General features: G+C 59.0%; 12 protein-coding genes and 5 pseudogenes. 11 read left to right on the top strand and 6 right to left on the bottom strand.

Features of this window, described 5'->3' with window-relative positions; genetic code table 11:
* Nucleotides 1-15: 15 nt before the first annotated feature.
* From pgeF to lgt, 3 genes are read right to left on the bottom strand one after another with little or no spacing between them, the layout of a single operon-like run.
* Nucleotides 16-849, bottom strand: a complete 834-nt coding sequence (gene pgeF, locus B4968_RS11885; RefSeq protein ID WP_083099299.1) for a peptidoglycan editing factor PgeF — start codon at nt 847-849, stop codon at nt 16-18.
* The gene (locus B4968_RS11880; RefSeq protein WP_083099297.1) at nt 846-1,916 is read right to left on the bottom strand and encodes a class I SAM-dependent methyltransferase; all 1,071 of its coding nucleotides are present in this window, start codon (nt 1,914-1,916) and stop codon (nt 846-848) included. Before B4968_RS11880 ends, pgeF begins: the two co-directional genes overlap by 4 nt.
* The gene (lgt, locus tag B4968_RS11875; protein ID WP_083099295.1) at nt 1,913-2,812 is read right to left on the bottom strand and encodes a prolipoprotein diacylglyceryl transferase; all 900 of its coding nucleotides are present in this window, start codon (nt 2,810-2,812) and stop codon (nt 1,913-1,915) included. Before lgt ends, B4968_RS11880 begins: the two co-directional genes overlap by 4 nt.
* A gap of 97 nt (nt 2,813-2,909) precedes the next feature.
* Here lgt and B4968_RS11870 point away from each other — a divergent pair, with 97 nt between their 5' ends.
* From B4968_RS11870 to B4968_RS11850, 5 genes are all read left to right on the top strand, one after another.
* Nucleotides 2,910-3,152, top strand: a complete 243-nt coding sequence (locus B4968_RS11870; RefSeq protein WP_083099294.1) for an accessory factor UbiK family protein — start codon at nt 2,910-2,912, stop codon at nt 3,150-3,152.
* 444 nt (nt 3,153-3,596) lie between these two features.
* Nucleotides 3,597-4,097 (top strand): type III secretion system chaperone family protein, encoded by a 501-nt coding sequence (locus B4968_RS11865; protein WP_083099292.1) that lies wholly within the window; start codon nt 3,597-3,599, stop codon nt 4,095-4,097.
* 44 nt (nt 4,098-4,141) lie between these two features.
* A complete protein-coding gene (proC, locus tag B4968_RS11860; RefSeq protein ID WP_083099290.1) occupies nt 4,142-4,957 on the top strand; it encodes a pyrroline-5-carboxylate reductase in 816 nt (271 codons plus the stop codon).
* Nucleotides 4,950-5,288: a tRNA-binding protein gene (locus B4968_RS11855; RefSeq protein ID WP_083099289.1), complete on the top strand. Its 339-nt coding sequence runs from the start codon at nt 4,950-4,952 to the stop codon at nt 5,286-5,288. Before proC ends, B4968_RS11855 begins: the two co-directional genes overlap by 8 nt.
* Before the next feature lie 2 nt (nt 5,289-5,290).
* Nucleotides 5,291-6,241, top strand: coding sequence for a 2-hydroxyacid dehydrogenase (locus B4968_RS11850; protein ID WP_083099287.1), 951 nt, complete (start codon nt 5,291-5,293; stop codon nt 6,239-6,241).
* A 95-nt stretch (nt 6,242-6,336) separates the two neighbouring features.
* Here B4968_RS11850 and B4968_RS11845 read toward each other — a convergent pair.
* A pseudogene (locus tag B4968_RS11845) lies at nt 6,337-6,922 on the bottom strand (thymidine kinase).
* Between the two features lie 516 nt (nt 6,923-7,438).
* Here B4968_RS11845 and B4968_RS11840 point away from each other — a divergent pair.
* Together B4968_RS11840 and arsH are read left to right on the top strand one after the other, a co-directional pair.
* Nucleotides 7,439-7,912, top strand: coding sequence for a hypothetical protein (locus B4968_RS11840; RefSeq protein WP_083099286.1), 474 nt, complete (start codon nt 7,439-7,441; stop codon nt 7,910-7,912).
* Between the two features lie 3 nt (nt 7,913-7,915).
* Nucleotides 7,916-8,635: an arsenical resistance protein ArsH gene (arsH, locus tag B4968_RS11835; RefSeq protein ID WP_083099284.1), complete on the top strand. Its 720-nt coding sequence runs from the start codon at nt 7,916-7,918 to the stop codon at nt 8,633-8,635.
* A gap of 136 nt (nt 8,636-8,771) precedes the next feature.
* Here the strand turns inward: arsH and B4968_RS11830 are convergent, their stop codons facing one another.
* Nucleotides 8,772-9,899: a beta-ketoacyl-ACP synthase III gene (locus B4968_RS11830; protein ID WP_083099283.1), complete on the bottom strand. Its 1,128-nt coding sequence runs from the start codon at nt 9,897-9,899 to the stop codon at nt 8,772-8,774.
* A gap of 202 nt (nt 9,900-10,101) precedes the next feature.
* Here B4968_RS11830 and B4968_RS11825 point away from each other — a divergent pair, with 202 nt between their 5' ends.
* The 4 genes and pseudogenes from B4968_RS11825 (at nt 10,102) to B4968_RS24415 (ending at nt 16,042) form a co-directional block, all read left to right on the top strand.
* Entirely contained in the window at nt 10,102-10,584 is a 483-nt protein-coding gene (locus B4968_RS11825; RefSeq protein ID WP_083099332.1) for a MarR family winged helix-turn-helix transcriptional regulator, read from the top strand.
* Between the two features lie 36 nt (nt 10,585-10,620).
* Nucleotides 10,621-11,663 (top strand): annotated as a pseudogene (locus B4968_RS11820) (efflux RND transporter periplasmic adaptor subunit).
* 10 nt (nt 11,664-11,673) lie between these two features.
* Nucleotides 11,674-14,717: pseudogene (locus tag B4968_RS11815) on the top strand (efflux RND transporter permease subunit).
* A gap of 450 nt (nt 14,718-15,167) precedes the next feature.
* Nucleotides 15,168-16,042, top strand: a pseudogene (locus B4968_RS24415) (delta-class carbonic anhydrase).
* 268 nt (nt 16,043-16,310) lie between these two features.
* On the opposite strand, the pseudogene B4968_RS11805 reads toward B4968_RS24415, so the two are convergent.
* Nucleotides 16,311-16,947: pseudogene (locus B4968_RS11805) on the bottom strand (carbamoyl-phosphate synthase large subunit); the annotation flags it as partial.

The raw sequence follows: 16,947 nt of genomic DNA, 5'->3' as shown, positions 1-16,947 counted from the left end.
TGCCCAGATCCGTGCCTAAAGAGTAATGCAGGAAATTAACCTTCCGTAGTCGGCCTCGCCTGCGTGGGTGGTACGGCGGTAGGAATAAAACCGGTCCGGATCGCTATAGGTGCAGTGGCGGGTCCAGTCTGCCTGGCCAATCCCGGCCTGGCGCAGCAGGTGCAGCCCCAGCCCTGGCAGATCAAACAGGAAGCGGTCGCCTTCTCCATTGGCAAAGAAGCGGGCGTGGCCGGGATCTTGCTGCAGGAAGTCTTCAAAAAATTCGGGGCCGACCTCATAGGCGCGTTGCGAGATTGCCGGGCCGATAACGGCATGGGTATTGGCGCGGTCGGCGCCCAGGGCTTCCATGGCGTCCAGTGTTGCCTCAAGCACCCCGTCAAGTGCGCCGCGCCAGCCGGCATGGGCGGCGCCAATGACGCCAGCCTCGTGATCGGCAAAAAGAACGGGCTGGCAATCTGCGGTCAGAATAGCCAGGGCCACGCCGGGTGTCTTTGTCACCATGGCATCGGCGCGCGTGCGGTTGGAGGCCAGGTCAGAGGCTGGGTCAGAGGCTGGGCCAGAGGCCGTGTCAGAGGCCAGGTCGGTGGTATGGCTGTTGTCTGTAGTGGGGCCGGTGATGACGGCGACATCGGGCGAATGCACCTGGTGAACCCCCACAAGGCCAGCGGGCGCCACCCGCATCGCCTCAGCCACCCGGGCGCGATTGAGCGAGACCGCTTCGCGCTGATCACTGGACCCCAGGCCACAGTTCAGGCCCTGAAAGATGCCTGAAGAGGCGCCACCCCGGCGGGTAAAGAACCCGTGGTGGATAGGGCCCAAAAGATCAGAGGTCAGAATTTCCAGCGTCATGAGAGCAATCCTGGTGGCGGAGGGGTGTTAGCGGGGGTGAGCCCGAGTACTTTAAACAGGTTTCCCATTTCCTCCGGATGCGTCAAGCGCCGATGTGCGCTGATCAGGTTTTCCAGGCTCTCCCCCTCCAGTTTGGCGGCAAGCGCGCGGGCGCGCTCTGGGATGCCAAGGCGTTCCAGAAAGATCCCCTGTGGCGTCAGTTTGCTGTGGCTGCAGCCTGCCCCGGACGCCACGGTGCAGAGCACCTCGAAATCCACATGCGCCGTGAGGTCGGCGGTGCCGGGGGCGTCTAGCGGATCGGCTGGCGCATGCGCTTTGAGCGCTTGCAAGGTGTCGCCCAGTGAGCGCCAGTCGCCATAGTCGACAATAAGTGCAGCGCCGCCATGGCTGGCAATGCGTTGGGCCAGGGTGGCGGTGATCGGCGCGAGGCCCGGGTTCAGCTCAACCAGATCGTCTGGTTTGGTATCCAGCAGGCGGTGTTCCAGCGCGGGTTGTGGCGCTTGCGGCCCCAGCCCAAAGGTCAAACTACCATCGGCCAGCCCGACGCGTTTTTCCCGCCAGCCCTCTGTGTCGCGGACAAACTGGCGAATGGGCAGGGCGTCAAAAAATTCATTGGCCACCAGAAACAGCGGCTGTTTGGGCAGCGCATCGACGCTGTCGGCCCAGTGGATCTCATAGGTTTTGAGTGCCTCTTTTTGCGTGGCGCGCAGGTTTGGCGAGGCCTCAATAAGGTAGAGCTGCAGGGCGGCGTGAAAGCCGGGCACGTGGCGCGTGGCGCGCAAAAGATCTGCCATCAGGGTGCCACGTCCGGGCCCGAGCTCGGCCAGGGTAAAGGGGCTTGGCGCCCCCTGATCCAGCCAGCACTGCGCCAGCGACAGGCCTATGAGCTCACCAAACATCTGGCTGATTTCCGGCGCGGTGGTGAAGTCGCCCGCAGCGCCAAAGGGGCTGTGCGTGGTGTAGTAGCCATGCTCGGGGTGCAGCAGGCATTCCGCCATATAATCCGCAAGGCTGATCGGGCCATCACTTCTGATCCGGCTGCTGAGTTGCTCCAGCAGGGGGCTCATACCATCTGGTCCTGTTTGGGCTTGCGGCGCAGGGCAAAATAAAGCCCCAGCGCAATCATCGGCAGCGACAGGATTTGCCCCATGGTCAACCCGTATCCGCCCATATGCCAGGCCAGCCCCAGTGGATTGCCGAGGCTGACAAACTGCGCATCGGGCTGGCGAAAGAATTCTACCACAAAGCGGGCCATGCCATATCCGGCCAGGAACACGCCAAGGTTCAGGCCCGGGTGCTGCAGGCTCTGCCGCCGCCAGGTGAGCCAAATCAGCAGCAACCCCAGGATCAGGCCTTCCATGGCGGCCTCATAGAGCTGCGAGGGGTGGCGGGCGCAAAGTGCACCGAGGGCCTGGCCGCAGTCCTGCGCTGCCTGACCGGGAAAGGCGACGCCCCAGGGCAGATCGGTGGGACGGCCCCAAAGCTCGGCATTGATGAAATTCGCCAGGCGCCCAAGCAGTAATCCTGCGGGCACGGTATAGGCCACCAGATCAGCCATCTGGATCTTTGAGATGCCGTGACGGCGGGCATAGGCCCAGCAGGCCAGGATCACCCCGATCAAGCCGCCGTGAAAGGCCATACCACCCTGCCAGATGCGCAGGATTTCGGCAGGATGCGTCAGGTAATACCCCGGCTGATAGAACAGCACAAAGCCGAGCCGCCCGCCGAGAATCACACCGATGATGATCCAGGTCAGCAGATCTTCGACCTGCTCTGCACGCATCGGCGCCTTTTGGCCGGGCCAAAGCTGCGGCGCGTTCAGCGCCAGCACGGCCAGCCGCCAGGCGATGATGATGCCCGCTATATAGGCCAGAGCATACCAGCGCAGGGCAAACTCCATACCAAACAGGGGAATCGAGAAAATCTCGGGCGAAATTTCGGGGAAGTGGATAATGGCCTGCATGGTGTCCTGAATGCCTGAGCGCGAGATGAGAAGTCAACGGCTTGCCGCAGACCCTTTGCCACCCCATATAGGGAGTGAGCTTGATACGGAGAAGACAATGCAAAGCCGCAATAAGATGATGGACGATATTTCTCAGCTGATGACCAATGCGATGGGCGTGGCCCAGGGCGCAAAGGACGAGGCGGAAACCGCGATGAAAGGCCTGATGGACCGCTGGCTGGCCGATCGCGATTTTGTCACCCGCGAAGAATTCGACGCGGTGCGTGCCATGGCGCAAAAAGCCCGCGAAGAGAATGAGGCTCTCAAAGCCCGCCTTGACGCGCTTGAAACACAGGGCTGAACCGCAGCTACATTTGATCAGGGCACGTGCTGTTGTGCCTTGGTCTCAGACGGTGCCCGGATCGGAGATAGATCTAGGGTTATGGCTGCGCCCGCCGGGGCGTGCGCAGCGGTTTGCTAACGCGTGCTGCACAATCAGCGGCCCCGGTCGCGTCAGGGTGCCGACTCAACGTCCTCCGCAGCCCCCACCCCAGCCCAAATCTCAGGCCCTATCCGGGCTGTTCTCTCACGGCGCAGCCCTCCGCAATAAAACCGATATCTTGCGGGTGAATGCTTTTCATCCACAACTTATTGAAGATATCCCCAAATAAAGGGTTGCCAGAGTCTACCCCCCTTGCCACCATATATAGTATGGATATGGGGATGCTCCCCGGTCCATTGACCAGAAACCTAGCTGTAGGGGGCAAATCCTGTCCTGACAGCTGGTGAGCAGAGAGGTGAGACTATGGCCCTTTCCGAATATCTTCTGGAGGATGAAATCCATCCTATCGACATTGTCGAAAACCTGGCCGCCCATCACGATTGGGATTTTGACCGCATTGGCGATGACCAGATTGCCATGGCGGTCGAGGGCCAATGGCGCACCTATTCCCTGACGCTGGCCTGGTCGGCCTATGAGGAAACCCTGCGCCTGGTCTGCAGCTACGAGATGGAGCCCCCTGAGGCGAAGATCCCGCAGCTCTATGAGTTGATCAATCTGATGAATGATCAATGCTGGGCCGGTGGCTTTACCTATTGGGCAGAGCACAAGGTGATGCTCTATCGCTATGGGTTGATCCTGGCGGGCGGGCAGTCGGCGAGTTCCGAGCAGATTGATGCGATGATCCATGCGGCGGTCTCCAACTCGGAACGCTATTACCCGGCGATCCAGCTCACCACCTGGGCAAATCGTTCGCCACAAGACGCCATTCACGTTGCCATTGCAGAGGCCTACGGGCGGGCGTAAACCTATACCTCGGCAAAGATAATAAACCGGGGAGCGGTGACAGAATGACCACAACAGATATCGAAACACGCGGGCTGGTCTTGCTGGGCTGCGGCAAGATGGGCTCAGCCATGCTGGCAGGCTGGCTTGAGGGCGGACTGCCTGCCTCCTCGGTCTGGGTGCTGGATCCGCACCCCTCTGACTGGCTCAAGGGCACGGGCGTTCATATCAATGTGGAATTGCCCGCCGTGCCGGCCCTGGTGCTGATCGCGGTAAAACCCCAGATGATGGGAGCCGCCCTGCCGAAACTGCAGGCGCTGGGCAATGGCGAGACGCTGTTTGTCTCGGTCGCTGCCGGGACGTCGATTGCCAGCTTTGAGGCCATTCTGGGCGAACAGACCCCCATTGTGCGCGCCATGCCCAACACACCTGCTGCCATTGGGCAGGGTATCACCGCCTTGATCGGCAATGCCCGCGCCACCGCTGCCAATCTTGATATGACCGAAGAGCTGCTCGCGGCCATTGGTCAGACCGTCCGCCTGGAGAGCGAGGCGCAGATGGATGCGGTCACCGGCGTCAGTGGCTCGGGGCCTGCCTATGTGTTTCATCTGATCGAAACTCTGGCTGCTGCCGGAGAGGCCCAGGGTCTGCCCGCAGAGCTTGCTTTGACACTGGCCAAGGCAACTGTGGCCGGGGCAGGGGCGCTGGCTGCGGCCTCGGATGAGAGCCCAAGCCAGCTGCGTGTCAATGTCACCAGTCCCAATGGCACCACGCAGGCGGCGCTGGAGGTGTTGATGGACGACAAAACCGGCTTTCCTGACCTTTTGAAACGGGCCGTTGCCGCTGCCGCCAACCGATCCGAGGAGCTTTCGCGTGGCTGAGATAAGTTTTGATGACTTTATGAAAGTGGATGTTCGCGTCGGCGAGGTGATTCGCGCCGAAGCCTACCCCGAGGCCCGCAAGCCAGCGATCAAGATCTGGGTCGATTTTGGCGCCGAGATTGGCGAGAAAAAAACCTCGGCGCAGGTCACGGCGCATTACACACCAGAGAGCCTTGTAGGCAAACAGGTGATGGCGGTGGTGAACTTTCCACCCCGTCAGATTGGCAAATTCATGTCCGAAGTCCTGGTGCTGGGACTGCCGGATGAGACAGGCGAAATTCGCCTCATCGGGCCAGACGGTCCGGTGCCGCTGGGAGGCCGAATGCATTGACGATGAACCTATTGATCGCACGCCCGATGACCGCAGAGGTCGAGGCCCGCGCGCGCGCCGAATTTGATGTTGAGATCCGTGCTAATACTGCCGTGCTCAGCCAGGATGAGATGGTGCGGGCGCTGCAGGACTATGATGTGGTGATGCCGACACTGGGCGATGCCTTTGGCGCAGAGATATTTTCTCGGGTGCCTGCGCCGCGCTGCAAGCTGTTGGCCAATTTTGGCGTCGGGTTCAATCACATCGATGTGGCCACGGCCGCCGCCCATGGGGTGCAGGTGAGCAACACGCCGGGGGCTGTGACGGATGCCACCGCAGATATCGCGCTCACGCTGATCTTGATGTCGGCGCGCCGTGCCGCCGAAGGCGAGCGTCTGGTGCGCAGTGGCAACTGGCCCGGCTGGCACCCGACCCAGATGCTGGGACAGCATGTCACCGGCAAAAAGCTGGGGATCATCGGCATGGGCCGCATTGGCGAGGCGATTGCCCGGCGGTGCCACTTTGGCTTTGGCATGCAGGTTGCCTATATCGCGCGCAGCGATAAAAACCCGGGGTTTGCGGCCACCCGGATGCCGGATCTGATGCAGATGGCGGCTGAGGTGGATTTTCTGGTGGTCTCAGTTCCGGGGGGGGCCGAGACACGGCATCTGGTGGATGAGACCGTGCTTGCTGTGATGCAGCCGACGGCGCATCTGATCAATATCGCCCGTGGCGAAGTGGTGCAGCAAGAGGCGCTGATTGCCGCGCTGCAGGACCAGCGCATTGGCGGCGCAGGGCTGGACGTCTATGAGTTCGAGCCAGAGGTGCCACAGGCGCTGTGTGACCTCAACAACGTGACATTGTTGCCGCATCTTGGCACTGCGACCGATGAGGTGCGGAGCGCCATGGGGCATATGGCCCTGGACAATGTCGCCGCTTTTGCGGCTGGCAAGGCGCTGCTAAACCCGGTTTGAGCGCAGCCTGGCGATGCAACCGGGCAGCCCAGCCGTGCAGCAGGGAAACTAAGGCCCAGCCTCAGGTACAGGTGGTGCGGCGGCTGGCGGTCGCCTCAGCCGTCGCCCTCTACCGCCGCGCGCCAGTGGCGGCGGCATAGCGAGACATAGCTTTCGTTGCCACCGATCTGAACCTGATCGCCTTTTGTAATGGCGCGTCCCGTAGCATCCTGGCGGATCACCATGGTTGCTTTCTTGCCGCAATGACAGATGGTGCGCACTTCGCGCATCTCGTCCGCCAGTGCCAGCAATGTGGCGGAGCCGGGAAACAGATGGCCCTGAAAATCAACCCGCAACCCGTAGCAAAGCACGGGTACGCCAAGATCATCCACCACCGTGGCCAACTGCCAGACCTGTTTTGGTGTCAGAAACTGGGCCTCATCGACAAAGACACTGGCGATCTCACCGCGCGCGAGGCGGGCGCGGACTTTGGCGAGGAGATCCTCGTCGGCGGCAAATGTGTCGGCGACCTCACTGATTCCAATGCGGGACGCGATTCTACCCTTGCCTTCCCGGTCGTCGAGATGGGGCTGTCAGCAGGTAGGTATCCATGTTGTTTTCGCGGTAGTTGTGCGAGGCCTGCAAGAGGACCGCCGATTTTCCCGCGTTCATGGTCGAGTAGTTGAAATAGAGCTTTGCCATGCGCTCCATTTATCGCGCCAGAGCCGGGGGCGGCAAGGGGGGGCGGCGCTTCAAAAGGCCGGTTTGGACAGAAAAATAGCCTTGGCAATCCTTGCAGAGACTTGGGGCGTTTTGGGGACGTTTTTAGTGCGGGGCAGGTGCGGGACTGAAGCGGGACAAGCGCGTTTTATGGGGTTTTGCCTCTGGCGCTGTGATCGCGGCCTGCGTCAGGTGAATTGCACCCTTCCTGGTTACCCAAAGGGCAATCCGGAAAACAAGCCGGCACACCAAGAAGGGTACTGGGCAAAACAACTCGCCCACTAAAAACGCACGGAAGGAAAACAGTTCCGTGTTGAAGCATGGCCCACTCACTAAGCCAGCTTCGAAACACCAGGGAGGTGAAAAATGCCACGTCCGTTACTAGTTAAATCCCTGAAAACCTGAGGGATGGCGCTAAGATAACAAATACATTACAACATCAGCATGGGAAATTATTCCCTTCCTTCCCCTTTGGCGCGGCATACCTGGTGAGAACTTATGGCAGAGATTGGTACATATCTGAAAAAGCATACAGAGGCGCTTGTAAAGGACGTGGGGATCGAGGCCGCTTGCCAGATCACCGGGAAGTCGAAGGCGACATTGGGGCGCTATTATTCCGACAATGCAGAGCACGCGGACCGCTTTATGCCGGTGGATGCTGTGGCCAGACTGGAAAAAGAAGCCTCCTTTCCGCATGTGACCCTGGCGCTGGCTGATTTGAAAAACATCACGCTGTCCTATGATCCCAATTGCCCTGAGGGCACGGACCGGGGCTCTAACCGCAAGGGGGGCGTCAACGCGGATGTCATCGCCTTGAGCCAGAGATTTGCCTTTTTGATGAGCGAATATCAAACCGCGATCGAAGACGGGATTATCACCGTGAATGAGGCAAAGCGGCTGCTGCGCGAAACCGTGTTGCTGCAGCATGTGCTGCTGGACATGAAATTGCATCTTGAAGAAGAAAGTACCTGACTCTTGGATCTGAAAGACCTTCCGCAAGTCAATTCTGCGGCTGTATCTGACATCGATGTTGCGGCTTTGGCGCATCCCGATGATCCGCAACATCCGCCGCGAATCCTGTTGCTGTATGGCAGTCTGCGCGATGTGAGCTATTCGCGCAAAGTCGCTGAAGAATCTGCGCGTATTCTGCAGCTCCTGGGCTGTGAAACCCGGATTTTTGATCCCTCAGGACTGCCCTTGCCGGATGATGGTGCCGCCGCCGATCACCCCAAGGTGCAAGAGCTGCGGGATCTGGTTGTCTGGTCCGAAGGTATGGTTTGGTCCAGCCCCGAACGCCACGGTGCCATGAGCGCGGTCATGAAGCTGCAGATCGACTGGCTGCCTTTGTCCCTAAAGGGCGGCATCCGTACCACGCAGGGTAAAACGCTGGCTGTGATGCAGGTATCAGGTGGCTCTCAAAGCTTTAATACGGTCAATCAGATGCGTATTCTAGGACGCTGGATGCGGATGATTACCATTCCCAATCAAAGCTCTATTCCAAAGGCCTGGCTGGAATTTGAAGAGGGTGACCGCCTGCCGGAAGGGCCGCTCTTTCGCCGGGTCTTTGACGTGATGGAGGAGCTGGTGAAGTTCACCTGGCTCACCCGTGGGCGCAAAGACTACCTGGTTGATCGCTATTCAGAGCGCATGGAATCTGTAGAGGCCGTGCACGAGCGCGTGTCACAGAAAACCTAGAAAACCGGGCGTGGGCTCAGGTTTTATAGATCGAGGGCGCGCCAATGTTTTGGCGCGCTTTTTTGGTCTTGTACCGTCTTTTGGTCAGCCCCCCTGATCAGACCCTGTGATCGGGCCTTGCGATCAGACCCTGTGATCAGGAACTGTGGCGGCGCAGGATGACCGAGCCAACGGAATAGCCGGCCCCAAAAGAGCAGATCAGCCCAAGATCGCCCTCGCCCAGATCCTCGGAGAATTTTGAAAAGGCAATGATTGATCCCGCAGAGGAGGTGTTGGCATAGTCCTGCAGGATATTGGGTTGCTCACCCGGGGCAGGAGTGCGGCCAAGAGCCTTTTTACCGATGAAATCATTCATTGATTTATTGGCCTGATGCAGCCAGAGCCGCTTTAGCTCATCACTTTGAATGCCTTCGTCGCGCATATGGTCTGCGATGTGCTTGCTCACCATCGGCAGAACCTCTTTGAACACTTTACGACCGTTTTGCATGAATTGCATGTCGCGCCGGTCCTCGACGCCATCCGGACGCGAGCGTCTGAGAAAGCCTAGGTTGTTGCGGATATTATTGGAAAACTCGGTGGCACAGCGGGTGGAGACCACCTCAAAATGGGGGCCCTTTGCGTCCTCGATGCGTTCGAGAAGGGTCGCTGTGGCGACGTCGCCAAAAATGAAATGGCAGTCGCGGTCGCGCCACTCTAGGTGGCCGGAACAGATTTCAGGGTTCACCACCAGGGCCGAGCGAATGCTGCCCGAGCGGATCATATCGGCGGCAGCCTGAATGCCAAAGGTGGCCGAGGAACAGGCGACATTCATGTCAAAGGCAAAGCCCTTGATGCCCAAAAGATCTTGTATTTCAATAGCAACGGCGGGGTAGGCCCGTTCCATGTTGGAGGCGGCACAGATCACCAGATCAACATCTGCCGCCGTCTTGCCCGCCTGTTCCAGGGCCTTTTGGGCGGCATCAAGAGCCATCTCGGCCATGATCCCCGGCTCGTCATCGTCGCGCTGGCGCAATTGCGGGTACATCAGGTCGGGGTTCAAAACACCGGCTTTATCCATCACATAGCGTTGCTCGATCCCGGAGGCCTTAAAGATGAACTCTTCCGAGGAATGCGGCAGCGGCTCAACGGTGCCAGCGGCGATGGCCTCGGCATTTTCAGCATTGATCCGGTCGGCATAGGCGTTAAAGGCCTCGACCAGCTCAGCATTGGTGATGATCTGCGACGGGGTGAAAACCCCGGTGCCGGTGATTGCGGCTGTATACATGGCTCAGGACCTATGGGGGTTAGTGTGGCTATATTTGTGACGCTTTTGCTACGGAAAGGTCAAGGTTCGTGGCCGGGTTTCCTCGGGGAAATTTCACAAAGAATTGGCAGGACACTTCTCTGCGCGAAGTGTGACCTTCATTACATGAAAGGTTCATGGGGTGAAGTATAGCAAGGGAATCACGCACAAAAGCGCCAGCCAGATGCCAAAACACACCGCAGACTCACCTGTTGCCGAAGAAATCACTGCAGAAATTCACGCCCTACGGGGTGTTTTTGCGCTGTATTGGCGCATTGATGAGGCCTTTGGGCAGCTAGAGTTCACCGGCGGGCTTGGGCGGGTCGAATGCTTCCTGCTGATGCAGCTGGATTGCCCCCGCCGGATGGGGGAGCTTGCACGGATTCTTCTGATGGTGCCGTCGACGGTTACATCGGCGGCCGACCGGCTGGAGCAAGAGGGGTTGGCGTTGCGGGTGCGCGATGAAAAGGACCGGCGCGCCTTTCGGCTGCAACTGACCCAAAAGGGGCGCAGCCTGCGTTTGGAGCTCGAGAAACGGGCAGGCGATGCTTTTCGCCAGATTTGCGGCTTGAATGCAGAGGAAATTCAGGAATTCGCTGTATTATCCGGAAAGATTCATCAAGAAATTTTAGGCCCTGCAGAGCAGCGGCCTGGCAAGGAGACGTAGAAGATGCACCTTATGCAAAAACTCACCACGGCGATGATGCCTGCTGTGGCAGGCGCGGCACTTGCGCTGTCGGTTGTGATTTTGCCGGCCGCTGTCTCTGCCGAAGAGATGCTCAAACCGGTAAAGCTTTTGACCACTCAGTCGGGCGCGCGGCTGTTGGAACGGCAGTTTTTTGGCCAGGTGGCAGCCACACAGACTGTTGATCTGGCCTTTCAGGTTCCCGGCCAGGTGTTGCGCTTTCCGGTCACCGAAGGCGTCATCGTGCCCACCGGGCAGCTGATCGCTGAGCTTGATCTCGAACCCTTTGAGCTGAACCTGGAACAGGCCAGGCTGCAAAAGGAGCAGGCGGACAGAACCGTCGCCCGGATGGAGCGGTTGAAGGGGACTGTGAGCACAGTTTCGATTGAGGATGCGACCACCCAGGCCGCCCTGGCGCAGGTTGCCCTGCGCAACGCCGAATACGCGCTGAACCACGCCACCCTGAATGCGCCTTTTGATGCATTGGTCTCAAACCGCGAGGTGGAGAATTTCACCACCGTGGCGGCGGGGGCTCCGATTGTCCGGCTGCACGATATGTCAGAGCTGCATATTGATGTGGATGTGCCGGAGATCCTGTTTCAGCAGGCAGATCGCGGCGAAAATGTCTCGACCACCGCCACATTCCCGGGGAGCGATATTGTATACCCGCTGCAGATCTTTGAGTTCAAAGCGGAGGCAAGCAATATCGGTCAGACCTTTCGGGTCACCTTCCGCATGTCGCCACCCGAAGGCCGTCAGATCTTGCCGGGGGCCTCGGCCTCTGTGCGGGTCGCGGTTGATACCGGCGAACGCGGCATTCTGGTGCCTTCCTCTGCCATTGTGACCTCTCATGACAAGAAGGCAGGCGTCATGGTGTTCTCGCCCAAAGGCGGCGATGAAGGGATCGTGACCTGGACCGCGGTAGAGCGCTGCAGGCGACCCAGCATGGCGATTTTGCCATCACCGCAGGTCTTGAGGGCGGCGAGGAAGTTGGCTCCACCGGCGGCAATGCCCTGATCGACGGACAAAAGGTCCGCCGGTTTGCCGGCTTTACGAACTGAGGCTGAGAGCATGGATATCGCACGCGCGTCAATCAACCGCCCTCTCTATACATGGATCATCATGTTGGCGGCCCTTCTTGGCGGCATCTGGGGGTTTGTAAACCTCGGACGCCTGGAGGATCCCGCCTTTACCATCAAACAGGCCGTGATTGTCACGGTCTATCCCGGTGCCAGCGCCGAGCAGGTCGCCCGCGAGGTGACGGAGCCGCTGGAATCCGCGATCCAGAAAATGGGCGAGGTGAAAACCATCACCTCGATCAACCGCCCCGGCAACTCGCTGATCGAAGTGGAGATGCATGACATATATGATGGCTCCGAACTGCCAGCGATCTGGACGGACCTGCGGGCTAAAATCCAGGATGCGTCGCGCGGCTTGCCAGACGGGGTGTCGCAGCCCTTTGTCAACGACAGCTTTGGCGATGTGTTTGGCCTGTTTTATGCTGTGACCACCGAAGGCTACAGCGATGCTGAAAAGCACGAATTGGCGACCTTTTTACGGCGTGAGTTGCTGGCCGTGGACGGGGTGGCGGATGTCGAGATCACCGGCCTGCCGGATGAGGCGGTCTTCGTCGAACCTGACATGGCGATTTCGGTCAATCAGAACATCTCGATCAGTGCGATTGCCGGCTCGATTGCAACCTCGAACACCGTGCGCTCTGGGGGTTTTCTGGACAGCGGCCAAACTGAGACGCGCATTAGTGCGCCGGAAGGCTCTGACACCGTGTCCGAAATCGCGGGTCTGTCGATTGGCGCGCAGGGCGAGGTGATCAATGTGGTCGATATGGCCAAGGTCTACCGGGGGCGCATAAGCAATCCTGAGCTGATGATCCGTTTTAATGGCGTCGAGGCCTTTACGATGGGCATTGCGGGCCTTGCAACAGAAAACATCGTCGAAGTCGGCGCGCGGGTTGATGCGCGTCTGGCAGAGCTTGATTTGCAGATCCCCTTTGGCGTTGAGTTGCTGCCGATTTATCAGCAGCATCTGGTGGTGGATAAGGCCTCCAATGATTTTCTGGTCAATCTGGCGACCTCGGTGGTCATCGTTGTGGCTGTGCTGGCGCTGTTCATGGGCTGGCGTGCGGCTGTTGTGGTTGGCACCACGCTGCTGCTGACGGTTGTTGGTACCCTGCTGTTCATGAACCTGTTTTCAATCGAGATGGAGCGGATCTCGCTGGGGGCGCTGATCATTGCCATGGGGATGTTGGTGGACAACGCCATTGTTGTGGCCGAGGGTATGCAGATCGCTATGCACCGTGGCAGGACCTCTCGCGAGGCCGCGCATGATGCTGCCTCAAAGACCCAGATCCCGCTGTGTTGGGAGCGACGGTGATTGGGATTATGGCCTTTGCCGGGATTGGACTCAGCCCGGATTCTGCCGGTGAATTCCTCTTTTCTCTCTTTGCGGTGATTTCAATTTCGCTGCTGCTCAGCTGGGTTTTGGCCCTCACCGCAACTCCTCTGTTGGGGCACTACTTTTTCAAGCAGGGCCATGAGGACGCGGCGGATGCCTACGGCGGATTGCTGTTTCGGGCCTATGGGGCTCTGTTGCGGATCTCGCTGAAACTGCGCTGGCTGGTGGTTGCTGGTCTGATCAGCCTTACGGCCGTCTGTTTTGCGGCCTTTGGCACGGTCAAACAGCAGTTCTTCCCTGACGCCAACACGCCGCTGTTCTTTGTGCACTACAAATTGCCCCAGGGCACCACAATCGAGACCACCTCTGCCCACCTGGCAGTGATCGAGGACTGGCTGGCAGAGCGGCAGGATGTGGTTGAATTCACCACCTTTGTGGGGCAGGGAGCGACCCGCTTTATGCTGACCTATGATGGTCAGAAACCCAACCCGAGCTACGGTCATATGATCATTCGTACGGCGGACCTTTTGGCGATACCACCGCTGCAGACCGATCTCGAAGCCTTTGGTCAGGCGCAGTTTCCAGAAGGCGAGTTCCGCACCAAGCGTTTGGTGTTTGGTCCCGGTGGCGGCGATCCTATCCAGGTCAGGTTCTCCGGCCCCGACCCGCTGGTGCTGCGGCGATTGGGCGAGGAGGCGATGCGGCGTCTTGAGGCGGCATCGCCAAACATCCTCAATACCCGGCAGGACTGGCGCGAGCGCGAGCTGGTGCTGACGCCGCGCTATGCAACCGAGCGGGCCCAAACCGCCGGGATCGCGCGCGAAGATGTCGCCGATACGCTGATGTTCTCGACGGACGGGCTGCAGGCCGGGGTGTTTCGTGAGCAGGAGCGCCTGATCCCCATTGTTATTCGGCGGCCTCAGGACGGCCCGTATAACATCATGGATCAGGTGGTCTATTCCAATACCGCGCAAAAGTTCCTGCCAATGGAGCAGATGATCGACGGTGTCGATGTGGATTTGGAAGACACCCTTTTGCATCGCCGTGACCGGGTTCCAACGCTCACCGTGGGGGCTGATATTCCGGTTGATCTGACGGCGGCCACTGTGTTCTCTGAAATTCAGGCCACCATCGAGACAATGGACCTGCCAGCAGGTTACAGCATGGAATGGGGTGGCGATCATGAAAGCTCGGGCGATGCAAATGAAAGCCTCGGCAAGCAGCTGCCGGTGACGGCGCTGATCATGGTGATGATCTCGGTCTTTCTGTTTAACGCCATTCGCCAGCCCATCATCATCTGGCTGCTGGTGCCGATGTCGGTCAACGGTGTGGTCATTGGCCTGTTGGGCACCGGGCTGCCCTTTACCTTTACCGCGCTTCTGGGTCTGCTCAGCCTGTCTGGCATGCTGATCAAGAACGGCATTGTTCTGGTCGAGGAGATTGATCTGGTGCGCGCCGAGGGCAAGCCGTTGCGCGACGCAATTGTTGAGGCCTCGGTTTCGCGTTTGCGTCCCGTCATGCTGGCGGCAGTGACCACCATTCTGGGCATGATCCCACTGCTTTGGGATGCCTTCTTTGTCTCGATGGCGGTGACCATTATGGGGGGCTTGGCCTTTGCGACGGTGCTCACGCTTGTGGCAGCGCCGGTTTTCTACCTGATCTTTTTTGGCCGGGACGAAAAACGCAGATTGGCTGCCGCCTGAGATCGCTGATCATGACAGAAAAAGGCCCTGGCAATCCGGGGCCTTTTTTACACCTTTTCACTCTTGGTTCAGGTCGGCCAGATCCGGTCAAGATCAGATCAGGGGAATAAAGGGCACACCACAGGCGCTAAGCGTCACGAGAGTCATAAGAAGGATGGTCAGGCGCATAATGAGCGTTCCTTTGCTACTGCAGAACCGTTGTTTCAGTTGACACCAAGCATCAGGGGCAGGTCAAATAGTTCATGACCGCTGGATCTGGTGAAGGGCGGAGGGAACGCCCTTTCTTCCCAGCCTCTTTCTCACCGCCCTTCCTGCCGTAAAAGCTGCCGTAAAAGTATCATAAAAATTTCCTAAAATTATGGGACAAAGCGGAAATCTAAAAGCTTACAGGTATACTGGTCGGCAAATTAAGGACGTCGTAAGATTTAGTAACCGCTGAGGGAACTCTCAATGAAAACAACTACATCTATGATTGCTGTGTCTCTATTTTCCTGGGCCGCCATGACTGGCAGTGCCTTTGCTGCCTCCAGCGGGCATGAGGTAGAAGCCGTGCCAAACTCCGTTGTTGAAAAGCAACGCAAGCGTCTGTCAGAGAATACTCTTTTTGCAGGCTTTGGGCCCCAGTCTCCGCGTGATATAGACAGTCGAGCCGGGGCAAATCACGTGGCGTTTGAAGCAGCCCCTCCCTACACCGAGATGAACCTGTGCAACATTCATTTCCATGAGAATGCCGAGCATCGCGGCGGCGAGTTCACGACCTATGCCGGCAATGGTGACGGTCATGGCTATGGCAGTGGCTACAAATCTTCAGGGGTGCTGACTCCGGCGGAGTTGGCGCCGCTGGACGAAGAGGTCGGTGTAACCGAACACGGCAGCCTGGTGCCGGGAGACACCATTGAGGTGCACTATGTCCACACCACGGCGCGGTTGATCCGGGCCCAACCCTGGGCTCCTGCCTCAGCGAGGCGATCAAGAACCCACAGCTGCGGGTCGAGGCGCAGGTCTATGTGCTGGTCAATGACGAGACCGCGTTGGATTTCATCAAACTGACCCGAATTCAGCAGCAAAACGGTCTGACGCAGGCCGTCAACATTCCGACCGATACCGGGCGTGCGGTGGAATACGCGGGGTCAACCACAGGGCCGGGATACAATGAAAAGGGATCTCCCTTTCAGGTGAGCTGGGGCGTGCGGCCCAAGGTTGCCAAGGTGAGCATTCAGTCGGTGGCCAAATGGCTCTCTTACAACACCTTTGACGAAGATCACGCCCATGGCGTGCGCAATCTGGTGATCAATCCTGACCTTTTGTCGGTGATCGGGCGGTAAATCTCAGTCGCAAACAGGTGTTCTGATCAGCTTGCATGTGAACCGGATCCATTGGTTTTCCCCGGTGTCCCCGGTGTCCCCGGTGTCCCCGGTGTCCAGGGGGGGGAACCGGGATCCGTTCGCCGCCTGAACATGGGGGGGCGTCCGCTGTAAGCCCAACCTGCAAGCGGTAGAAAAAACTCCGCGCAGTCTTCCAATCAGAAGTGAGCATAAAAAAGAGCCCCGGAGATACTCCAGGGCTCCTTTTGTTTCGTGTCGCCGGAAAGGTCTAGCCCTGCAGGCTCTTCACCTCAACGTCGCCTTCGGCCTGGGCCTTGATCGCTAGGGCGGCCGCATTTGAGGCGGCGGCGGTGGTGAAATAGGGGATCTTGCCGTAGAGCGCGACCGAGCGCATTTCCTTGCTGTCCTCAACCGCCTGCGCGCCCTCGGTGGTGTTCATCAGCAGCTGCACATGGCCGTCTTTCAACAGGTCCACCACATGCGGACGGCCCTCATAGACCTTGTTGACCAGCTCACAGCTCACGCCGTGACCATCCAGCCAGCTCTGCGTCCCACTGGTGGCCATCAGTGTAAAGCCCTGCTCAAGCAGCACCTTGGCGGCTTCCAGCATGGGGGCTCCCTTGTCGGCGTCCTTGATCGAGATAAAGGCACGGCCCTCAGATGGCAGCACCATACCCGCGCCCATCTGCGCCTTGAGGAAGGCGCGGGGGAAATCACGGTCCCAGCCCATGACCTCACCGGTAGAGCGCATTTCTGGCCCCAGCAATGTGTCAACGCCGGGGAAGGCGGGCAAAGGGCAGCACCGCTTCTTTGACCGAGAACCAGGGCATGTCGGGATCGGCCAGTGTCATGGGGTCGGCCATTGGGGTGTTCACGTCATAGCCAGCATCGGGCTTATAGGCGCC

This window comes from Pseudophaeobacter leonis (assembly GCF_002087335.1).
GTDB lineage: Bacteria > Pseudomonadota > Alphaproteobacteria > Rhodobacterales > Rhodobacteraceae > Pseudophaeobacter > Pseudophaeobacter leonis.
The sequence above is the reverse complement of the archived record's forward strand: the minus strand, read 5'-3'. Positions and strand labels throughout refer to the sequence as shown.

Coding starts and splice junctions, on each gene's coding strand:
- B4968_RS11830 (WP_083099283.1), bottom strand. CDS start 9,899: ATGTATACAGCCGCAATCACCGGCACCGGGGTTTTCACCCCGTCGCAG.
- B4968_RS11825 (WP_083099332.1), top strand. CDS start 10,102: ATGCCAAAACACACCGCAGACTCACCTGTTGCCGAAGAAATCACTGCA.
- B4968_RS11865 (WP_083099292.1), top strand. CDS start 3,597: ATGGCCCTTTCCGAATATCTTCTGGAGGATGAAATCCATCCTATCGAC.
- proC (WP_083099290.1), top strand. CDS start 4,142: ATGACCACAACAGATATCGAAACACGCGGGCTGGTCTTGCTGGGCTGC.
- lgt (WP_083099295.1), bottom strand. CDS start 2,812: ATGCAGGCCATTATCCACTTCCCCGAAATTTCGCCCGAGATTTTCTCG.
- B4968_RS11880 (WP_083099297.1), bottom strand. CDS start 1,916: ATGAGCCCCCTGCTGGAGCAACTCAGCAGCCGGATCAGAAGTGATGGC.
- B4968_RS11850 (WP_083099287.1), top strand. CDS start 5,291: ATGAACCTATTGATCGCACGCCCGATGACCGCAGAGGTCGAGGCCCGC.
- pgeF (WP_083099299.1), bottom strand. CDS start 849: ATGACGCTGGAAATTCTGACCTCTGATCTTTTGGGCCCTATCCACCAC.
- B4968_RS11870 (WP_083099294.1), top strand. CDS start 2,910: ATGCAAAGCCGCAATAAGATGATGGACGATATTTCTCAGCTGATGACC.
- B4968_RS11840 (WP_083099286.1), top strand. CDS start 7,439: ATGGCAGAGATTGGTACATATCTGAAAAAGCATACAGAGGCGCTTGTA.